Raw genomic sequence first — 19,044 nt, forward strand, 5'->3', positions numbered from 1 at the left:
CCCCGCCCATTCAATGGCCGGGGCTTTTGTGTGAAAGCCCCACCCATTGAGCGAGCAAGGCGGTCGTCGTGTTTAAGAAAATCCTGTTTCAGTTGCACTGGTTTTTCGGGATAACCGCAGGGTTGATCCTGGCCCTGATGGGCATTACCGGCGCCACCGTATCGTTTCAGGACGAGTTACTGAACCTGCTCAATCCTTCGGTGCTTAAGGTCGAAAAACGCGAAAGCGGCGTATTGCCCCCTGCCGAGTTGGTGCGCAAAGTCGAAGCCATTGAAGGCAAACCCGTCTCCATGCTGTGGGTCGGTGTGGACAGCGACAGCGTTGCGCGGATCTTTCTCACCCCTCCACCGGGGCAACGTCGCGGCGAACTGCGTTATGTCGATCCGTACACCGGCAACTATCAGGGCAGCGCCACCGGCCAAGGCTTTTTCGACCTGATGCTGCAACTGCACCGCTTTTTGGCCATTGGCCAGACGGGTCGCCAGATCACAGGCGCCTGCACCTTGATGCTGGTGTTCTTCTGTCTGTCGGGGCTGTACCTGCGCTGGCCGCGCAAAGCCTTGAACTGGCGCACCTGGTTAACGCTGGACTGGGCCAAGAAAGGTCGCAGTTTCAACTGGGACTTGCACGCAGTGGCGGGCACTTGGTGCATGGTCTTTTACTTGTTGGCCGCTTTGACCGGCCTGTCGTGGTCGTACGAATGGTACAACAAGGGCCTGCAAAAACTGCTGTCAGACGCCCCCGCTGGTGAACAACGCCAAGGTGGCGGTCGTGGCCCTCGCGGTCAGGGCGGGCCTTCCGGCCCTGCACCCGTCGCCGATTACGACGCAATGTGGGCCAGCATTCAGAAAGCCGCCGGCCCCGATCTGAGCATGTACAACGTGCGTATGCCGCCCGTGGCCGGTCAGCCTGCGACGGTCTTCTATCTTTTGAAAACGTCGCCCCATGAGCGCGCCTTCAACCAGATCGTGCTCGATCCAGCCACGGGAGTGGTCAAGAAGGTCGAGCGCTATGACGACAAGACGTACAAAGCGCAATTGCTCTCCAGTATTTACGCCCTGCACACCGGAAGTTACTGGGGTTTGCCCGGACGTATTCTGGTCACTGTTGCCAGCCTGACCATGCCTTTGTTCTTTATTACGGGTTGGCTGCTGTACCTGGACCGTCGACGCAAAAAGCGCCAGATCAAGCAGGCGCGTCAGGGCGTTGGGGCGGCTAACACCGATACGCCTTCATGGTTGATCGGTTTCGCCAGCCAAAGCGGCTTTGCTGAGCAACTGGCGTGGCAGACTGCCGGGCAATTACAAGCGGCCGGTTTGCCGGTGCGGGTCGAGCCGTTGAGTTCGGTCAGCAAGCAAGACCTGCAACAAGCGAGCAATGCGTTGTTCGTGGTCAGCACCTTTGGTGACGGCGAAGCGCCCGACAGCGCACGGGGCTTTGAACGCAAAATCCTCGGCCAGCCCTTGGGGCTGGAAACGCTCAAGTATTCAGTGCTGGCGCTGGGCGATCGTCAATACCCGCATTTCTGTGGCTTTGCGACTCGCATTGCCCACTGGTTGAGCGAACGTGGCGCGCAATCGTTGTTCACTCCCGTTCAGGTCGACAGCGGCGATCCGCAAGCGCTCCAGCACTGGCAACAGCAATTGGGGCAACTGACGGGTGTTGCCCCCACAGGTAAATGGCCGGTAGCGGCGTATGACAACTGGGCGCTTGAGCAACGCCTGTTACTCAATCCTGACAGCAGCGGATCGGGCGTCTACCAATTGCAGTTGCGAGCACCCGATGCCCGCTACACGTGGCAAGCCGGTGATCTGGTGGAAGTCATGCCAAGACAGTCGAGCTGGGCCGTTGAGCATTTTCTGGAGGGCTTGGGCTTGGCGTGCGACGCGCAAGTGCGCCTTGATGGTCTGAATGAAACACTCGCTCAGGCGCTTGCCAGTCGCCAACTGCCTGAAAACCGTGGCCACCTGGTGGGCATGCATGCCCAAGCGCTGGTCGATGCGCTGATCCCGCTGACGATGCGTGAGTATTCCATCGCATCCATCCCCCAGGACGGTCTGTTGCAACTGCTCGTGCGTCAGGAACGACATGCCGATGGTAGTTTGGGGGTGGGTTCTGGCTGGCTGACCGAGCATGCCGAGATAGGGTCGAGTATCAGCCTGCGCCTGCGCCGCAACAGTGGCTTTCATCTTCCAGGCGAACCGTGCCCGGTGATTTTGCTGGGTAATGGCACTGGGTTGGCTGGTTTGCTCAGTTTGCTCAAGGCACGCATCGCTGCAGGTGAGCAGCGCAACTGGCTAGTGTTTGGTGAGCGCAATGCGGCGCATGACTTTTATTGCCGCGAGGAATTAGAGGGATGGTTGGCCAGCGGTGATCTTGAACGGCTGGATCTGGCGTTTTCGCGGGATCAGGCTGACAAGATTTATGTTCAGGACCGACTGCGTGACGCGGGTGAAGAGGTCAAACGCTGGGTCGCTGAAGGCGCCGCCATTTATATCTGTGGCAGCCTGCAAGGCATGGCTACGGGTGTGGATGAGGTATTGATCGAGATACTCGGTGCTGAAGGGGTGCAGGTGTTGATTGAGCAAGGCCGTTATCGTCGGGATGTGTATTGAGTCTCCCTAACCCTCTCCCTCTACCGGAGGGAGAGGGGACTTAAAGCAAAAACAGTATTGTGTGGCAGGCAACTACACTCAATCAGGCACCCACCTTCACAAGGACGTGAAGCATGCCAACACTCCATCAATTCGCCCGCCAATTACGCACTCATCAAACCGAGTGTGAACGACTGATATGGCAAAACTGCGTGCCCGGCAAGTACTGGATTTGAAGTTCAGACGCCAACATCCCTGCCCGCCTTATGTACTGGACTTTTACTGCCTTGAACTGCAATTGGCTGTTGAGCTGGATGGCAGTCAGCACTTCACGCCTGAGCAGCGCGATGATGACCGGCGTCGAAGCGAGTATTTGAATAGCTTGGGAATTGAAGTGCTGCGGTTTGATAACCGGCAGGTATTGGTGGAAACCGAAGGTGTATTGCAAGAGATATGGCGTACAGCGCACCGAAAAATCAAAAGCCCCTCACCCTAACCCTCTCCCAGAGGGAGAGGGGATTAAAGGCAAAGCCTTCTCGCGGCGAGAGGGGGATTAAAGCCAAAAGCAGACAGACCAAACACCACAAATCAGCCCCCTCTCCCTTTGGGAGAGGGTTGGGGTGAGGGTCAGCGGTATCACGCCTTCGCCGTTTCCAGCGCAATCTCCACCGGCTCCGGCCGTTTGATCACCGCATACACCACAGCCGTCACCACGCTGCCCGCTACGATCGCCAGCAAATACAACAACGCATGGTTAATCGCGTTCGGAATCAACAGCACAAACAAACCACCATGCGGCGCCATCAGTTTGCAGCCGAAGTACATCGACAACGCACCCGTCAACGCCCCGCCCAAGATACTCGCTGGTATCACCCGCAGCGGATCTTTGGCCGCAAAGGGAATGGCCCCCTCAGAAATAAAACACAACCCCAGCACCAGAGCAGCCTTGCCCGCCTCGCGCTCGGTCTGGGCAAACTTGCGGCGCGCTATGAAAGTCGCAATCCCCAAGCCGATCGGCGGCACCATGCCCGCCGCCATCGTCGCCGCCATCGGCGCGTAGCTTTGCGACGCCAGCAGCCCAACCGAAAACGCATACGCCGCCTTGTTGATCGGCCCGCCAAGGTCAACACACATCATGCCGCCCAGCAGCACACCCAGCAAAATTGCGTTCGTGGTGCCCATGCTGTCCAGGAAGTGAGTCAAGCCTTCCAGCATCCCGGCCACAGGCTTGCCCACCACGTAGATCATCACTAACCCGGTGAACAGACTGGCAAACAACGGGATGATCAAAATCGGCTTGAGCGCCTCAAGACTCTGCGGCAACGTCGCATAGCGATTGATCGCTTTGGCACAGTACCCCGCGACAAAACCGGCAATGATCCCGCCGATAAAGCCGGCGCCCAAGGTGCTCGCCAACAAGCCACCTATCATCCCCGGGGCCAGACCCGGACGGTCGGCAATCGAATAGGCGATATAACCCGCCAGCAACGGCACCATCAGCTTGAACGCAGCATCTCCGCCGATTTGCATCAGCGCCGCCGCCAACGTACCCGGCTCTTTATAGGCCTCGATGCCGAACACAAAAGACAGTGCAATCAACAAACCGCCCGCTACCACCATCGGCAACATAAACGACACACCCGTCAGCAGGTGTTTGTAGACGCCGGTTTTCTCTTGCTTGGCCGGGGCTCCGCCACCCGCAGCAGCGCTCTCCTGCTGACCTTCGCTCAGCGCTTTGTTAAGCGTTGCTTCAGCCTGCTTCAGCGCAATGCCCGTGCCACAACGGTAAATCTTCTTACCGGCGAAACGCTCTGTAGGTACTTCAATGTCGGCGGCCAACAGCACCACATCGGCGTCGCGGATGGCCTGCTCGCTCAAGGGATTACGAGCCCCTACAGAACCCTGGGTTTCGACCTGCAAGTCGTACCCCAAGCGCTTGGCCGCCTGCTGCAAGGCTTCGGCGGCCATGAAGGTGTGCGCTACCCCCGTCGGGCATGCCGTGACTGCCACAATTTTAGGCGTGCTCTGCGGTTTTTCAGTCTCAACAGCCTGCGCAGGCGCGACGTACACTTGGGCTTCTTTCACCCCACGCTGCAACACCGCCTCTACATCTTGCAGAGCCTGGGCCGGAGTGCTCTGAAACACTCGCTTGCCGATAAACCGCTGCATGTCCAATGGCGTGCTGCTCACCACCAGCACCCATTCGGCCTCGTCGAGTGTCGCTTTCGACAGTTGGCGCTCAGGGTGTTTGGGATCATGCACTTCAACGCTGGTGCTCCAGCCCTGACGCTGCGCCGCTGCATCCAGCAGGCGAGCACACAGCACACTGGTCACCATGCCGTTGGGGCAGCCCGTCACTATGGCTAATTTCATGGGTATTCCTCTTATTCTTTTGTCAGGTGGCGCACGTTTACGCGGCTTTCGAGCAGCGCTAACTGCACCGCATCGCTGATACCAAATCCAATCTGGGTAACCGCCATCGCCGCAATCGCGGTGGCCGTGCGCAAGGTCTGTTCGGGGCTGTGACCACTGATCAAGCCATGCAGCATGCCCGCCAGCAGCGAGTCACCCGCGCCCACAGTGCTGGCCACACGAACCTTGGGCGGCACTGCCTGCAGGGCCACATGGCGACTGAACCAGTTAACCCCCTGCGCACCGTCAGAAATCACTACATGCTCGATGCCCTGAGCGAGTAATTGAGTCGCAGCGCCTACTTGGGCGGCCAGACTGTCCACTGCACAGGCCAGCGCGCCGCCCAACTCTTCGGTATTGGGCTTGACCAGCCAAGGACCGGCACTCAGGCCTTCTTTCAACGCCTCGCCACTGCTGTCCAATACCACTTTCAACCCCATCGCTTTAAGGCGCAGCAGTAACGCTCGTAACCACTGCGCACTGACGCCGCAGGGCAAGCTGCCTGCGACAACGACCGCGTCGTGAGCACTGGCAATCTGATCCAGTTTGTCGAGCAACGCTTGCTGGGCCAGTTCACTGACCTGCGGCCCCGGCCCGTTAAGGTCGGTCACGCGGCCATCGTCTTCCGCCAGTTTGATGTTGCTGCGGGTTTCGCCCGGTACGCGGATAAACGCATCGGCGAACCCTCTGCGGGCAAACAGTGCTTCAAACGCATGCGGATTCTGTTCACCCAGAAAACCACTGACGGTCACGGTGTGGCCTAAATCAGCCAGCACTTGGGCCACATTCACGCCTTTACCGGCGGCATGGGTGATTAAAGGCTGGCAGCGGTTGACCTCGCCGGGCACCAAGTGCGGCATGCGCACGGTCACGTCCAATGCGGGGTTCAGGGTGATACACAGTATTCTGGCCATTAGAGCGCTTCCACCAAGGCACGAACTTCATCCGGGCTGCCCACGCTCAACGCGTCAGCGGCCAAGGTTTTAAGGCGTTCCATCGACAATTCACGTACTCGAGCCTTAACCTCAGGAATGCTGCGCGCCGACACGCTCAACTCATCAACGCCAAGCCCAACCAACACCGGCACCGCCAGAGGGTCGGCCGCCAGTTCGCCGCATACCCCCACCCATTTGCCATGGGCATGGGCCGCACGGACGGTGATGTCGATCAGTTGCAACACGGCAGGATGCAAACCATCCGCCTGCGCCGACAAGGTCGGATGCCCCCGGTCGATGGCCAAGGTGTACTGGGTCAAATCGTTAGTACCGACGCTGAAGAAGTCGACTTCCTTGGCCAATACCGGCGCCAGCAAGGCCGCCGAGGGTACTTCGACCATGATGCCCAGCTGCAAATCAGCAACCGGTATTTCCACACGCAGACGCTCGGTCATGTCCCTCGCGGCGCGCCATTCGGCCACGCTACCCACCATCGGGAACATGATGCGCAGCGGACGGTTATCCGCGGAGCGCAACAGGGCACGCAACTGGCTTTCCATTATTTGTGGACGTTGCAGCGTCAGACGAATGCCGCGCACGCCCAAAAACGGGTTTTCTTCTTTCTCGATGGGCCAGTAGGACAAGGGTTTGTCACCGCCCACATCCAACGTGCGCACGACCAAAGGGCGACCATCAAGCCCATCCAGTACGCGTCGGTATTCGGCTTCCTGCGTGGCTTCGTCGGGCACTTGGGAGTGAGCCATGAAAATCAGTTCGGTACGCAACAGGCCAATGCCTTCTGCCCCCTGCTCCACCGCGCTGGCAACACCTTTGCTCTCACCGATATTGGCAAACACCTCAACCGCATGCCCATCCTGGGTGACAGCAGGTTCATGACGGCGCTCGGCGGCGGCCAGTAAACGTTGGTCGCGACTGTCGCGTTCCTGCGTGGCGCGCTGCAGGGCATCGGCACCAGGGGCCACATGCAAGCGGCCGCGCTGTCCGTCGATCAACAACGGCGTGCCCGGGGCCAGCAGCAATACGCTGTCGCCCGCCCCGACCAACGCCGGAATGCCCAGTGCACGGGCCACAATGGCACTGTGTGCGGTCGCACCGCCACGGGCGGTCAAAATCCCTGCAACCCGCGTCGGATCAAGGCGCGCCACGTCCGAGGGGCCGACTTCGTCCATCACCAGCACATACGGCTGATCGGGTTCAGCAGGGGTTTCGATACCACACAACTGCGCCAGCACACGACGACCGATGTCGCGCAGATCGGCGGCCCGCTCGGCCAACAGCGCATCCTTCAATGACTCTTGCTTGAGCGCGGCCGCTTCAATAACCGACATCCATGCCGCTTCCGCGCTTTCGCCTTGCTTGAGGCGTGTGTCGACTTCGTCGGTGAGCTCGGGGTCGTCGAGCATTTCCTGATGAGTAATGAAAATCTCGCGAATGGCTTTGGACTGGCTGCGTTGAATCAGCCCGTCAATGTCTTGCCGCACATCCGCCAGGGCTTTTTGCAGGCGCTCGCGCTCAACCACGGATGACTCGCCCCGCAGCGGGTAATCCAGAATTGGCAGGACGTGAATATGCGCCGGGCCGACGGCGATACCAGGTGCCGCCGCAATGGCCTGAATCACGGTGCCAGCGGCCGGTGCCGTGAGCACTGCGGCAATGTCCGCCACCACGGACGGTGCTTCGGTTTCGATTGGCAATGGCTCTACTTCTTCGCCAAGGCCTTCTTCAATGGCGGCCAGGATCGCTGGCAGTGCATCGTCGGCAATACTCGGTTCAGCCACAAATTCCAGTACCTGACCGCGACGGGCGCCTAGGCTCAGAAGTTTGCTCAGGCTTTTGGCGGATACCGCAGAGTCTTGCCCCTCGACAACTCGCACGCGGATGTCGCCATCAAAACTTTTCGCCAGTTGCGCGAGAATCTTGGCCGGGCGCGCGTGCAGGCCGTGGGCATTGGGCAACGTGATGCGGGCGCTCGGCCAATCTGCCGGCAACTCGCCGCCCAGCACCTCGAGCACTGCGCGACGGCTGGTGGCACGGCCCAGTTCATGGCCCCGGCCTTCAATCAGCAGCGCACACAAACGTTCGAGCAGGGCTTGATGCGCTTCGCCCAGACTGGCCAGGCAAAACAACCCGCTCAAGGGCTGGCCCAAATACCGGATCGGCTTGTCGGGAGTGACAAACGCCAGCCCCGGGCGCTTGACGGTTTGCTCGCTGTGCAGCCACCACAGACCGTCGCCCAGCGGCAGGGCTTCAACTTGTTGCAGCACGGCGGCAAAGCCATTGCTGACGCAGTCGGCTTGTCGCAGCAAGCGTGCGCCGCGCCACACCAGCTCTTCAAAGTCATCCGCCGAGACCCCCAGGCCAATCATCTGCGCGTCCAGCGCCAATTCCTGCGGGGCGCCCTGAAGCAGCTTGAGTAAGGCTTCAGGTGTGCTGGCACGGCGCAATGCCTGGCCCAGATCGGTCTCGCCAAGGGCACGAGTGAGCAATTGCAACAAGCGCAAATGCTCGTCGGATTTGGCGGCAATGCCAATCGCCAGATAGACGATTTGGCCATCGCCCCAATCCACCCCCTCAGGAAACTGCAATAAACGCACGCCGGTGGCATACACCAGCTCACGGGTGTCCGGAGTGCCGTGGGGAATGGCAATACCTTGGCCCAAAAAGGTCGAACCTTGAGCCTCACGCGCTTGCAAGCCCTGAAGATAACCTTCAGCCACCAACCCATCGGCGACCAGCTTATCCGCGAGTAATTGCAGCGCCGCAGACTTATCCACAGCCGTTTGGCCCATGGAAATCTGCTCTATGGTGAGTTCGAGCATGCGTTCTCCTTTTCCGGCACTCTGTGGCGCCAGGTATTGTTTTGAATGAGGTCAGCTTAGGTTGTTAGCACCAGACCGCTTTGGGCCGATGTGTGGCAAGCACATCACGTGCGGAAAAACCTATTAAACACGCCTGCTGAAACGTTTAACCCTGACTGCACGGCACGTTACTGCATAATTGCCCGCGCTTGAAGCCCAACCTGTCGCATTGTTCGAGCCTGTGTTGGTACTGACACAAAAAAATACCGTGAGCACAAGGCAGACGATGATCGACTGCCACAATCGGGTAGGATTGGCGAAAATGTTGATATGTACTACAAAAAATAAGGAATTTTCGGCGTGAAGCTCAGTGATATAGCTCAACTGGCAGGTGTATCCGTCACCACGGCCAGCTACGTCATCAACGGCAAGGCCGAGCAGCAGCGCATCAGCAGCGCCACGGTCGAACGCGTGCGAGCGGTGGTTGAAGAGCACGGTTTCACCCCCAACCCGCAAGCGGCCGGGCTGCGCAGCCGGCACACACGCACACTGGGGTTTATCCTTCCCGACCTTGAAAACCCGAGTTATGCGCGCATCGCCAAGCAACTGGAAAAAGGTGCCCGTGCCCGTGGCTATCAGTTATTGATCGCCAGCTCCGATGATGCACCCGACAGCGAGCGTCAGTTGCTCAAATTGTTTCGTGCCCGCCGTTGCGATGCCCTGTTCGTCGCCAGTTGCTTGCCCGCCGAGGATGACAGCTACCGCACACTGCAAGAGCTGGGCATACCGATTATTGCAATTGACCGGACACTGGACCCGACGCGTTTTAGCTCGGTGATCAGCGATGACTGCGAAGCCAGTCTGCAATTGACCCGCAGCCTGTTACAACCCATGCCGCGACAGATCGTTTTGATCGGCGCTCGCCCCGAGCTGAGCGTCAGTCAGGCGCGGGCGGCGGGCTTCAAAAAAGCCCTGGAGCACTTTGAAGGCGACATCCTGATTGAGCACGGCAGCGCCTTTAGCCGAGAGTGTGGCCGACGCATTATCGACGAGTTACTGGAGCGCCTCGGGCATTTCCCCGATGCACTGGTGACCACTTCGTACGTGTTGCTGCAAGGGATGTTCGATGCGCTGCTGGAGCATCCAGAACAGAAACCGCCGTTACGTCTGGCCACCTTTGGTGACACTCAGTTACTGTACTTCCTGCCATTGCCTGTAAATGCCATGGGCCAGCAGCATCAAAAAATTGCTGAAAAGGCACTGGACCTTGCCTTGGCGGCCATTGAAGATCAACGCTATGAACCCGGCATCCACGCCATTGCCCGAGTGTTCAAACAGCGCATTCATCAGGCCTGACCATGCATTTGATCGACAGCCATACTCATCTCGACTTCCCGGACTTCGATGCGGATCGCGCTCAAGTGCTGAGCCGGAGTCGGGCATTGGGTGTCGAGCAAATGGTGGTGCTGGGGGTCTATCAAGAAAATTGGCAGCGGCTATGGGACCTGGTGCAAACAGACAGTCATCTGTTTGCCGCGTTTGGCTTGCACCCGGTGTACCTCAATCAGCACCGGCCCGAACATATGACTGAACTGGGCGAATGGCTGAGTAGACTGGCCGGGCATCCGCAGGTGTGTGCCGTGGGTGAAATCGGCCTGGATTACTTTCTCCCCGAACTCGACCGTGGGGCTCAGCAACGGCTATTTGAAGCGCAGTTGCAATTGGCGGTCGATTTCCACCTTCCTGCCTTGCTGCATGTTCGACGTAGCCACGCGCAAGTGATTGCGACACTCAAACGTTTTCGGCTCAAACGCGGCGGGATTATTCATGCCTTTGCGGGCAGCCGGGAAGAGGCCCGCGAGTATATAAAGCTGGGCTTTAAATTGGGCTTGGGAGGTGCCGCGACATGGCCCCAGGCTTTACGGATGCGCAGAGTGATTGCTGATTTGCCGTTGAGTGCCATTGTGCTGGAAACCGACTCACCGGACATGGCGCCGGCCATGTTTGCCAACCAGCGCAACAGCCCACAGCATCTACCGGCCATATGCCAGGCGCTGGCGCAGGTGATGGGTATCAGTGAAGAGCAGTTGGCTGAGGTGACGACTGCGAATGCGTGTGAGGTGTTTGGTTGGGTGAGCACACAAGATCGACCCTCACCCTAACCCTCTCCCAGAGGGAGAGGGGACTAATAGCAAATGCAGATGTGCGCAACGACACCGATCAAGTCCCCTCTCCCTCCGGGAGAGGGTTAGGGTGAGGGGCTTTTGACGTTTAGAGCAATAACGTCCACACCGCAAAACCGGCATACCACAACAACGCCGCGCGCAGCAGCAAAGCCCACAGCGTGTCCAGGCTCACAATACCCTCAGGTCCCGCCTGCGGTGCCGCGATTTCTGCCGCTGCACAACCGGCCTTGTTGATCAACTGCTCGGCGCTAATGTGCCAATTCAACAATTCATGCAACATCACCCGGCCCACCGCCGCGAAATTGCCCACCAACGCAAAACTTGCCGCCAGCAACCGTACCGGCACCCAGTCAAAGGCATGGCGAAGTTGTTGCGCCCGTTCGACCAACTCCGGGTTTTTACCTTGCTCGGCAGCCAGCGCCAACAAGCGATAGCTCAAGGCAGCCACGGGGCCCAGCAGGAAGTACCAAAAAATCACCGCAAAAAAACCCTGATACGACTGCCACAGCAAATGGCTTTGCACCTTTTCCAGTAATTGCTCGCCATTTTCAGCGGTGATACCAAGGTCACGCTCAGCAACATGAGCACCGGCCTGCAAGTCGCCGCGGCGCCAGGCATCTCGGAATGGCCCTAGCCCGGCCTCTACATCGCCTCTGCCCAGACTGTAAATCACCACCAGCACATGCACTGGCAACGCCAACAGACCATAAGCCACAGGGTCGAGCACCCATAGCAACAAGGCCAGCAAGGCCACCGGGCAGAGAATCAGAATGGCTAAGACCAGCCAGGGGCGGGTCACGAACTTCGGGCTGGCTTCCAGTGCGTGCAACTCTCGCAGCCAGCCCCCGTCACGCTGAAAACGCTGGCGCAAACTCGAAAACTTTTCGATCAAGATCGCCAGCAGTAACACCACAAAACTCATTGCATCTCTCCTGTGTGCTGCAACGCGCCGCGATAGCGCTGCCAATCAAACGCAGGGCCCGGGTCAGTTTTACGCCCGGGGGCCACGTCACTGTGGCCACATATCCGTTGCACGGTAATGGCGGGATAAGCCCCTTGCAGTTGCAAGGTCAAAGCGACCAACGCGTCGTATTGAGCATCGGTGAACGGTAACTCATCGGTGCCTTCAAGCTCGATGCCCAGCGAGAAGTCGTTGCAAACCTCACGACCTTCAAAACTTGAAACACCGGCATGCCATGCGCGATCAAGGCATGAAACAAACTGCGTGATCTTGCCATCCCGTTCAATCAGAAAATGCGCACTGACTTTCAATTCACTGATGCTTTCGAAGAATGGATGCTCTGTGGCATTCAAATGATTCTGAAAGAACGCCTGAACCTTTCCGGTGGCAAACTGGCCGGGCGGCAAGCTGATGTTGTGGATAACCAGCAAGGAGATTTCGCCATCAGGGCGCTCATTGAAGTTGGGCGACGGGCAATGGCACACGCCTTCAAACCAACCGCTAGCGGGGTCCAGCAGCATACAGCCTCCTTCGACAACTCAAACCAAAGGTGCAGTATGCCGCGATGTGCCTGCAGATGGGCAGCAATCTGCCGTGGTCGCTTTAATGTGCCAGGCTGTCGATCATGGACGCCAGAGCCCGGTCGAATAACAGGCGCTCATCAATCAACTCAATCGCACCGCAGCGCAACTGTGCAATCAATTCCCCACGGGATTGTTCCACCACCTGAATACCGCTTCGGTTGACAAAAACATGCCGGTGTTCAGGGGCAACAATCGCAATGAGCTTGCAACGCTGGCGAATACCCTGCCCGTCCTTGATCTCGACCCAACTGCCAATGCGCAGTTGACTGACCAGCAACAACCCCAAGTGATCCTGCTCTTCCAACTCGGCCAGGGGCTCTGCCGGCACCTGCTGAGAAGGCGCTGACAGGCCATCGATGAGGGCGAATTCAAGGGCTTCGACGCGCTCTCTTTCGGCGTTGGTAAATAACAGAAAATCGTGCAGTACGGTTTCCAGCGCGTCAGGGGTGCTCCCTGAATAAGCAGCCAACTGCCGCACGACTTGCTCAATGCACGCGTGGAGCGGGTCATTGTCGCAATCAAGATTCGCGTCCCACCCGATCGCGGCCTGGGCCACGAGATTGAGCAAGCGCCGCGCCGGGTGCCTGTCAGAACTGAAAAAGTTCTGGTCCATTTGCGCAATCTTGAGGATGGGCAGTTGCACTTGAGCGACAAGATTCTTGAGCGCCGGCGAGAGGTTACGATCACCGCTGATGTATTCGAACAGTTGGCCCACCAACTGGCTCGCGTATTCCCCTGCACCCGGAACTTCCTGAGCGTGATCCGACGTGATCGCGCAGAGATTGGGCAATACCCCTGTGGCGATCAACAACTGATTGGCATCGGCATAAAGCTGCCCGGTATGCCTGAGCAGGTAATGTTCGAATAACTGCAGCGTGATCAGTTTGACTTTGATGTCGACACCTTGGTCGCGCTCAGCTTGAAGAAAATACTCACACAGCATCGCCGGCCCCAGAGGGTTGCTCTGTTCATCCAGCTTCACCCAACTCAAGGTGTTGAAACGCGTACTCAAATGGCACAAAGCCAGATGATCACGATTCAACACTTTCGACACCATCGAGTTGACGGCCTCGGCACGGACAAAATCATTGCCCAGCAGCGAAAAACTATTCGGGGAGAGCCCCTTGCCCAATAAAGTCGATTCATTGGCCGAGGGCTGGGTCAGGGCGATAAAGGCATCAAACAGGCGATTGAGAAAACCACGTTCAATATTCTTTCGTTTGAGCCGCAGGTCGCGCATGGCCTCGAAAAACAGACTTTGCTCGACATTGCTCCGGGCTTTGTCGGCCATCTCGAACAGGGCTTTATCCGCGTTATCAAACAGCACCTGCAACTGCTGCTTGAGTTGCTGTGCCGCTTTGTCATGCACTTGTGACAGGATCACGGGCAAGCGGGTGAGCGGCGAGTGGGTCGCCAACTCCGTTGAGGCCCATTGTGGCCCTCCCCCTTTCCCTTCATTGTGCATCCCGCCCCCCAATCATGCGCGTCAAAGCTATGACGCCAAATAGAAGGCGGATTATCTTGTAAATCATGCCGTTTGTGCCAGCAGACTCTTCACTTCATGGCATGAGTGGTTGAATTAAACCTCAAACTGCCGAAAACCGCACAATTGTGGCCATTTACTCTGGGTGTCGCGCGCACCTTGGGTTCACTCCCGGCATGCCTCTATAATCGAAGCACTTTGTTTGTGGAGCTCGTTATGCCGAATTTACGTCTGGCCGACCTCACTGCCGAAATCGAAGCCAACGTGCGCCGTGCGTTAGCCGAAGACCTCGGCAGCGGCGACATCACTGCACAGCTGATCCCGGCCGAACGCCTGGCCAAAGCTTCAATCATTACGCGCCAAGCGGCTGTCATCAGCGGAACAGCGTGGGTCGATACCGTATTTCGTCAGCTGGACCCGCGTGTCGCAGTGCATTGGCAAGTGTGCGATGGCGAGCGCGTAACCCCGAACCAAATACTCTTTCACCTTGAAGGCCCGGCCCGCTCTCTGCTCAGCGGGGAACGCAGTGCCCTGAACTTTCTGCAACTGTTATCCGGTGTCGCGACTCACGCGCAGTCGCTGGCCGATCAGGTTGCCGATACCCAGGTCAAACTGCTCGACACCCGTAAAACCTTGCCCGGCCTGCGTCTAGCACAGAAATACGCCGTGACCTGTGGCGGTTGCCACAACCACCGCATCGGCCTGTACGACGCCTTTTTAATCAAGGAAAACCACATTGCAGCCTGCGGCGGCATTGCTCAGGCCATCATTGCCGCGCACAAAATTGCCCCGGGAAAACCCGTGGAAATCGAAGTAGAAAGCCTCTCGGAACTCAAAGAGGCGCTGGCGGCTGGCGCAGACATCATCATGCTCGACGAGTTGAGCATGGACGATATGCGCGAGGCCGTGCGCCTTAACGCGGGCAAGGCCAAACTGGAAGCCAGCGGCGGGATCAACGAAGCCACACTGCTTCCTATCGCCCAAACCGGGGTGGACTACATTTCAATTGGCGCCATGACCAAGGATGTCAAAGCGGTCGATTTGTCGATGCGGTTGAGTGTCTAGCGGGGGTTAGAGCTTCAAGCGCTGCAAGCTACAGCCGGGTCTCAGCTTTTACCTGGAGCTTGCAGCTTAAAGCTTGCCGCTGCTTCAAACCCCAACAACCACTGTTTGGCAGCCAGCCCACCAGCAAACCCGGTCAGGCTGCCGTTGCTACCAATCACACGATGACACGGGATGATGATCGGGATTGGGTTGCGTCCGTTGGCAGCGCCCACCGCCCGTGAGGCTTTGGGGCGATCAAGCTGTTGCGAAATCTGCCCATAGCTGGCCGTTGTCCCGTATGCAATGGTCGTCAGCGCCTGCCATACCGACTGCTGGAAATCAGTGCCCTGCGGCTTGAGCGGCAGATCAAAAGTCTGTCGCTCTCCCGAGAAATACGCTTCAAGCTGGTGACGAACTTGCGCCAGCTGTTGCGCTGAATGCACCCAACCGTCCAGCGGCTCGTGCGGACGCTTTTCAAACTCGAAACGCACCTCTCGCAGTCCTTCATCATCGGCAACCAAAAAAAGAGGGCCGATAGGTGAAGGCATTTGATCGTAATAAATAAGGCTCATGCTCCCTCCTTGCGGGCTGCCGCCGAGTCTGTGGCAGCGCGCCATAAATACATGACGGAATAGGCCCGCCACGGGCGCCAGCTTTCGGCCAGCGATTGCAACGCTTGGGTCGTCAAGGGTACGCCGTGAGGGTTGGCCTCGCGCCGCAAAATCAAATCTGCTGCGGGAAAAGCATCCGGGTGTTTAAGCACGCGCATGGCGATGTAATGAGCCGTCCATGGGCCAATGCCCGGTAATTGCACCCAGCGCTCAATAAAAGTGGGTAAAGGTTGCTCAAGGGCAAAGTCAACACGACCTTCCACCAGAGCACGCGCAATACCTTTGATCGTATCGATACGTGCCTGAGTAATCCCCATCTGCCCCAGATCCGCGTCGGCCAGTTGTGCAGGGCCAGGAAACAACCTCTCAAGGCGGGTTCCGGAGGGGGATTCAATCACCACTCCATAGCGCTGCACAATGCGACTGGCCAAGGTACGCGCGGCGGCCACGCTGACTTGCTGGCCCAATACCGCCCGCACGGCCACTTCAAAACCGTCCCAACCGCCCGGCAGCCGCAGGCCCGGATAGCGGGCCATTATCGGCGCCAGCAGTGGGGAGGCACTTAACGTTTGAGCAATGGCGAGCGGATCAGCGTCCAGATCAAACATCCGCCGAACCCGTGAAACCACGCCCAGCATTTGGCTCGGTGCCACATTCAACAGTTCCAATTGCAACGCATGCTGCTCACCGGGCCACGCGCTGATCCGCAACCAGCCAGGGGCATCGCCCGTGCCAATGACCCGTTGATAGCTGTGCTCATCCACCTGTTCAATGCCGGGTAAGGCACGGTTGCGTAGAAACCCCAGCAGCGCCGCGAAATCATAAGGCGGGCGATAACTCAGGCGCAGCACCAATGCATTGTCCGCCCGCGCTTTTGGGCTGCGCCTGAAAGCTCTGGGCTGCACGTGATTGGCCTCGGCAAAGGCTGCATTGAAACGCCGCAGGCTGCCAAAACCTGAAGCCATCGCCACTTCAGTGATCGACATAGGGGTTTCGGTCAACAGTTGCTTGGCAAAAAGCAATCGCTGAGTGGCGTGCACCGCCATCGGTGGTGCGCCCAAATACTGCACGAACAACCTGCGTACTTGCCGGGCGCTGACATGCAAGCGCTCAGCCAGCCTCTCCAGCGAGTGGTCAGCCAAAAAACCTTCATTGATCAGTTTCAACGCTCGGGCCACTAAATGCTCACCCTGCTGCCAGAAGGGATTACCCGGTGCCAGCTCCGGGCGGCAACGCAAACAAGGGCGAAAACCCTCGGCTTGAGCCGCCGCAGCACTGGGGTAATACACCACGTTTTCAGCTTTGGGCGCGCGCGCCGGACAGACCGGGCGGCAGTAGATGCGCGTACTCAGCACCGCTGTAAAAAACACCCCGTCGAACCGCGAATCGCGGCTCAGACGCGCGATTTCACAGGCGGCGGTGCTGGGTACACTAAGACTGTCGGATGTGTTCATAGCCTGCACGATAGCACTGGCAATGGGCCGAATCTCGCCATTTTCGGACGTGGATGTTGCCGTTTTGCGGGCGCTTAAGGCTCCCTCTAAATTAAATACGTACCGGTGCGAGGCTTACTTGCACGCTCCCTTTTCCAGACACGTACCGCTTTGTGTCCACACCAGGGTGCTACCCGATTCACTTAACGCAGGCGCCAGCACGCTGGTCCAGCCACCCGCAGCCTGAGTGCCGGTCAGGGTAATCACGCCATCAATCACCGTCATGCCAGCAGCCAGGTTATCCGTCGCATCGGCCGGCCCAGGAATGCCATGGCTGCCTGCATCGCATACCGTCAAATCATTGCTCTCGCTGTAGCACAGTGCTACCGCGGTTTTGTAGGTGTTGCTAATGGCGTTCACTTCTGCGAACCGGGCCTTCATGGTGTGCTCGGTGTAAGCGGGCAATGCAAACGAGGCGATCAGACCAATAATCGCTACCACGATCATCAATTCGATCAGGGTGAAGCCTTTTTGTTGTTTCACAAGTCATCTCCAAAATAAAGACGCGGCACCTTGGCCAAATGCCATAGCCGTTCTGAGCCGCCAAAAATGGCGCACAGGCTATCAAGGTTAGCCCGCCGATGCTCCACAACCGCTCCGCTGACACCTTTGGACACGCTCCCATGGACGGTCTGGCATGAACGGCACCTAGTCTTTTGGTTCAGCGCTCGCACGAGCCATCAGCGCCACAAGGACCAGCCGCATGCCTACACAACCCGTTAAGACCCGTCTGTATCAGTGGGAAGGAACAGACCTCGCGGGGGCCAAAACCAAGGGGGAAACAAGCGCCGAAAGTCAGGCGATGATACGCGTTCTGCTGCGCCGCCAAGGTATTTCCGCATGTCACATTCGACGTAAAACCCATCGCGGACGACTCGGCGTTCAATCCATCAAAGGGTTGGATATCATGCTGTTCACACGCCAACTGGCCTCGTTGATCAAAGCAGGCATTTCACTGATACAAGCATTGGACGTGATTGCTGAGGGAGTTGAGCTGCCCGCCATGCGTGAACTGGTGATCGACCTGAAACAGGACATCTGCGCAGGCACCAGCCTGGCCAATGCATTACGTAAAAAACCGGCACATTTCGACGCTCTTTTTTGCAACTTGATTGATGCCGGCGAACAGGCAGGTGCTTTGGATGTACTGCTGGAACGCATAGCAACCTATAAAGAAAAAACCCAGGCACTGAAAAAGAAAATACAGAAAGCCATGACCTACCCTATCGCCGTACTGGTGGTGGCAGTGATGGTCTGCGGGATTTTATTGCTCGAAGTCGTACCGCAATTTCAACGTGTATTCAGTTCGTTTGACGCTCAACTTCCAGCGCTCACCCTGTGGGTCATCGCGTTATCGCAGGTGCTTCAAGACCACGCAATAGGGTTGGTGTCAGCGGTGAGCCTTGTGGTTGCGGGCCTGCGCTATCGGTACAAACACTCTGAGTTGTTACGTCAAAACATTGATAAATGGCTACTAAAAATGCCCGTTATGGGTAACCTGCTGCACGTGTCGGCCATTGCCCGCTTCGCCCGCACACTCGCAACGACCATTGCCGCCGGGGTGCCCTTGCTGGAGGCGCTAAATGCTGTCGCCGGCACCACAGGCAACAACGTTTATAAAGACGCCGTGCTAAAGCTTAAACATCAGGTGGCAACAGGGTCGCAGATCCATGTCGCCATGGCCGCTACCGGCGTATTTCCCGGCATGGCGATTCAGATGACAGCTATAGGCGAAGAATCCGGCACACTGGAAAGCATGCTTGACCATCTGGCCACCTATTATGAGAACGAGGTCGACACATTGACCGATAGCCTGACAACCTTGATGGAGCCAGCCATCATGCTGGTATTGGGCGTCATGGTAGGCGGTCTGGTAATCGCCATGTATCTACCTATATTCAAACTAGGCCAAGTAATTTGAG

The 19,044-nt window shown here is 57.9% G+C and carries 15 protein-coding genes; 6 read left to right on the top strand and 9 right to left on the bottom strand.

Translation table 11 applies throughout. The annotated features are described in order from the left end of the window. Positions 1–68 precede the first annotated feature (68 nt). Both FJD38_RS05695 and FJD38_RS05700 read left to right on the top strand, forming a co-directional pair. Positions 69–2,615 (top strand): PepSY domain-containing protein, encoded by a 2,547-nt coding sequence (locus FJD38_RS05695; RefSeq protein ID WP_146384301.1) that lies wholly within the window; start codon positions 69–71, stop codon positions 2,613–2,615. 178 nt (positions 2,616–2,793) lie between these two features. Then, complete coding sequence (locus tag FJD38_RS05700) at positions 2,794–3,090, top strand: endonuclease domain-containing protein (protein ID WP_341874103.1); 297 nt, start codon at positions 2,794–2,796, stop codon at positions 3,088–3,090. Positions 3,091–3,230: 140 nt separating this feature from the next. Here the strand turns inward: FJD38_RS05700 and FJD38_RS05705 are convergent, their stop codons facing one another. From FJD38_RS05705 to ptsP, 3 genes are read right to left on the bottom strand one after another with little or no spacing between them, the layout of a single operon-like run. After that, complete coding sequence (locus FJD38_RS05705; protein ID WP_146384303.1) at positions 3,231–4,967, bottom strand: PTS fructose-like transporter subunit IIB; 1,737 nt, start codon at positions 4,965–4,967, stop codon at positions 3,231–3,233. A gap of 11 nt (positions 4,968–4,978) precedes the next feature. After that, a complete protein-coding gene (gene pfkB / locus FJD38_RS05710; protein ID WP_122785804.1) occupies positions 4,979–5,920 on the bottom strand; it encodes a 1-phosphofructokinase in 942 nt (313 codons plus the stop codon). Beyond that, on the bottom strand, positions 5,920–8,781 hold the full coding sequence (ptsP, locus tag FJD38_RS05715; RefSeq protein WP_146384305.1) for a phosphoenolpyruvate--protein phosphotransferase: 2,862 nt from the start codon (positions 8,779–8,781) through the stop codon (positions 5,920–5,922). Before ptsP ends, pfkB begins: the two co-directional genes overlap by 1 nt. A gap of 339 nt (positions 8,782–9,120) precedes the next feature. Between ptsP and cra the strand changes: the two genes are divergently transcribed. Next, the gene (gene cra / locus FJD38_RS05720) at positions 9,121–10,116 is read left to right on the top strand and encodes a catabolite repressor/activator (RefSeq protein ID WP_146384307.1); all 996 of its coding nucleotides are present in this window, start codon (positions 9,121–9,123) and stop codon (positions 10,114–10,116) included. 2 nt (positions 10,117–10,118) lie between these two features. Further along, the gene (locus FJD38_RS05725) at positions 10,119–10,922 is read left to right on the top strand and encodes a TatD family hydrolase (RefSeq protein ID WP_146384309.1); all 804 of its coding nucleotides are present in this window, start codon (positions 10,119–10,121) and stop codon (positions 10,920–10,922) included. Between the two features lie 109 nt (positions 10,923–11,031). Here the strand turns inward: FJD38_RS05725 and ampE are convergent, their stop codons facing one another. From ampE to FJD38_RS05740, 3 genes are all read right to left on the bottom strand, one after another. Then, positions 11,032–11,868, bottom strand: a complete 837-nt coding sequence (gene ampE, locus FJD38_RS05730) for a regulatory signaling modulator protein AmpE (protein ID WP_122785808.1) — start codon at positions 11,866–11,868, stop codon at positions 11,032–11,034. Further along, positions 11,865–12,428 (bottom strand): 1,6-anhydro-N-acetylmuramyl-L-alanine amidase AmpD, encoded by a 564-nt coding sequence (gene ampD / locus FJD38_RS05735; RefSeq protein ID WP_122785809.1) that lies wholly within the window; start codon positions 12,426–12,428, stop codon positions 11,865–11,867. The genes ampE and ampD overlap by 4 nt, the downstream gene beginning before the upstream one ends. 82 nt (positions 12,429–12,510) lie before the next feature. After that, positions 12,511–13,956 (bottom strand): DUF1631 family protein, encoded by a 1,446-nt coding sequence (locus tag FJD38_RS05740; protein WP_146384311.1) that lies wholly within the window; start codon positions 13,954–13,956, stop codon positions 12,511–12,513. Positions 13,957–14,190: 234 nt separating this feature from the next. Here FJD38_RS05740 and nadC point away from each other — a divergent pair, with 234 nt between their 5' ends. Next, positions 14,191–15,039: a carboxylating nicotinate-nucleotide diphosphorylase gene (gene nadC / locus FJD38_RS05745; RefSeq protein WP_146384313.1), complete on the top strand. Its 849-nt coding sequence runs from the start codon at positions 14,191–14,193 to the stop codon at positions 15,037–15,039. Between the two features lie 41 nt (positions 15,040–15,080). Here nadC and FJD38_RS05750 read toward each other — a convergent pair whose 3' ends face one another. The 3 genes from FJD38_RS05750 to FJD38_RS05760 all read right to left on the bottom strand — a co-directional run bounded on the left by FJD38_RS05750 (position 15,081) and on the right by FJD38_RS05760 (position 17,605). After that, on the bottom strand, positions 15,081–15,590 hold the full coding sequence (locus FJD38_RS05750) for a methylated-DNA--[protein]-cysteine S-methyltransferase (protein WP_122785812.1): 510 nt from the start codon (positions 15,588–15,590) through the stop codon (positions 15,081–15,083). After that, a complete protein-coding gene (locus tag FJD38_RS05755; RefSeq protein WP_146384315.1) occupies positions 15,587–17,083 on the bottom strand; it encodes a DNA-3-methyladenine glycosylase 2 in 1,497 nt (498 codons plus the stop codon). Before FJD38_RS05755 ends, FJD38_RS05750 begins: the two co-directional genes overlap by 4 nt. A gap of 114 nt (positions 17,084–17,197) precedes the next feature. Beyond that, positions 17,198–17,605, bottom strand: coding sequence for a pilin (locus FJD38_RS05760; protein ID WP_122785814.1), 408 nt, complete (start codon positions 17,603–17,605; stop codon positions 17,198–17,200). Positions 17,606–17,825: 220 nt separating this feature from the next. Between FJD38_RS05760 and FJD38_RS05765 the strand changes: the two genes are divergently transcribed. Further along, entirely contained in the window at positions 17,826–19,043 is a 1,218-nt protein-coding gene (locus FJD38_RS05765) for a type II secretion system F family protein (protein WP_146384317.1), read from the top strand. Position 19,044 lies beyond the last annotated feature (1 nt).

Source organism: Pseudomonas saxonica (genome assembly GCF_007858365.1).
GTDB classification, from domain to species: Bacteria; Pseudomonadota; Gammaproteobacteria; order Pseudomonadales; family Pseudomonadaceae; genus Aquipseudomonas; species Aquipseudomonas saxonica.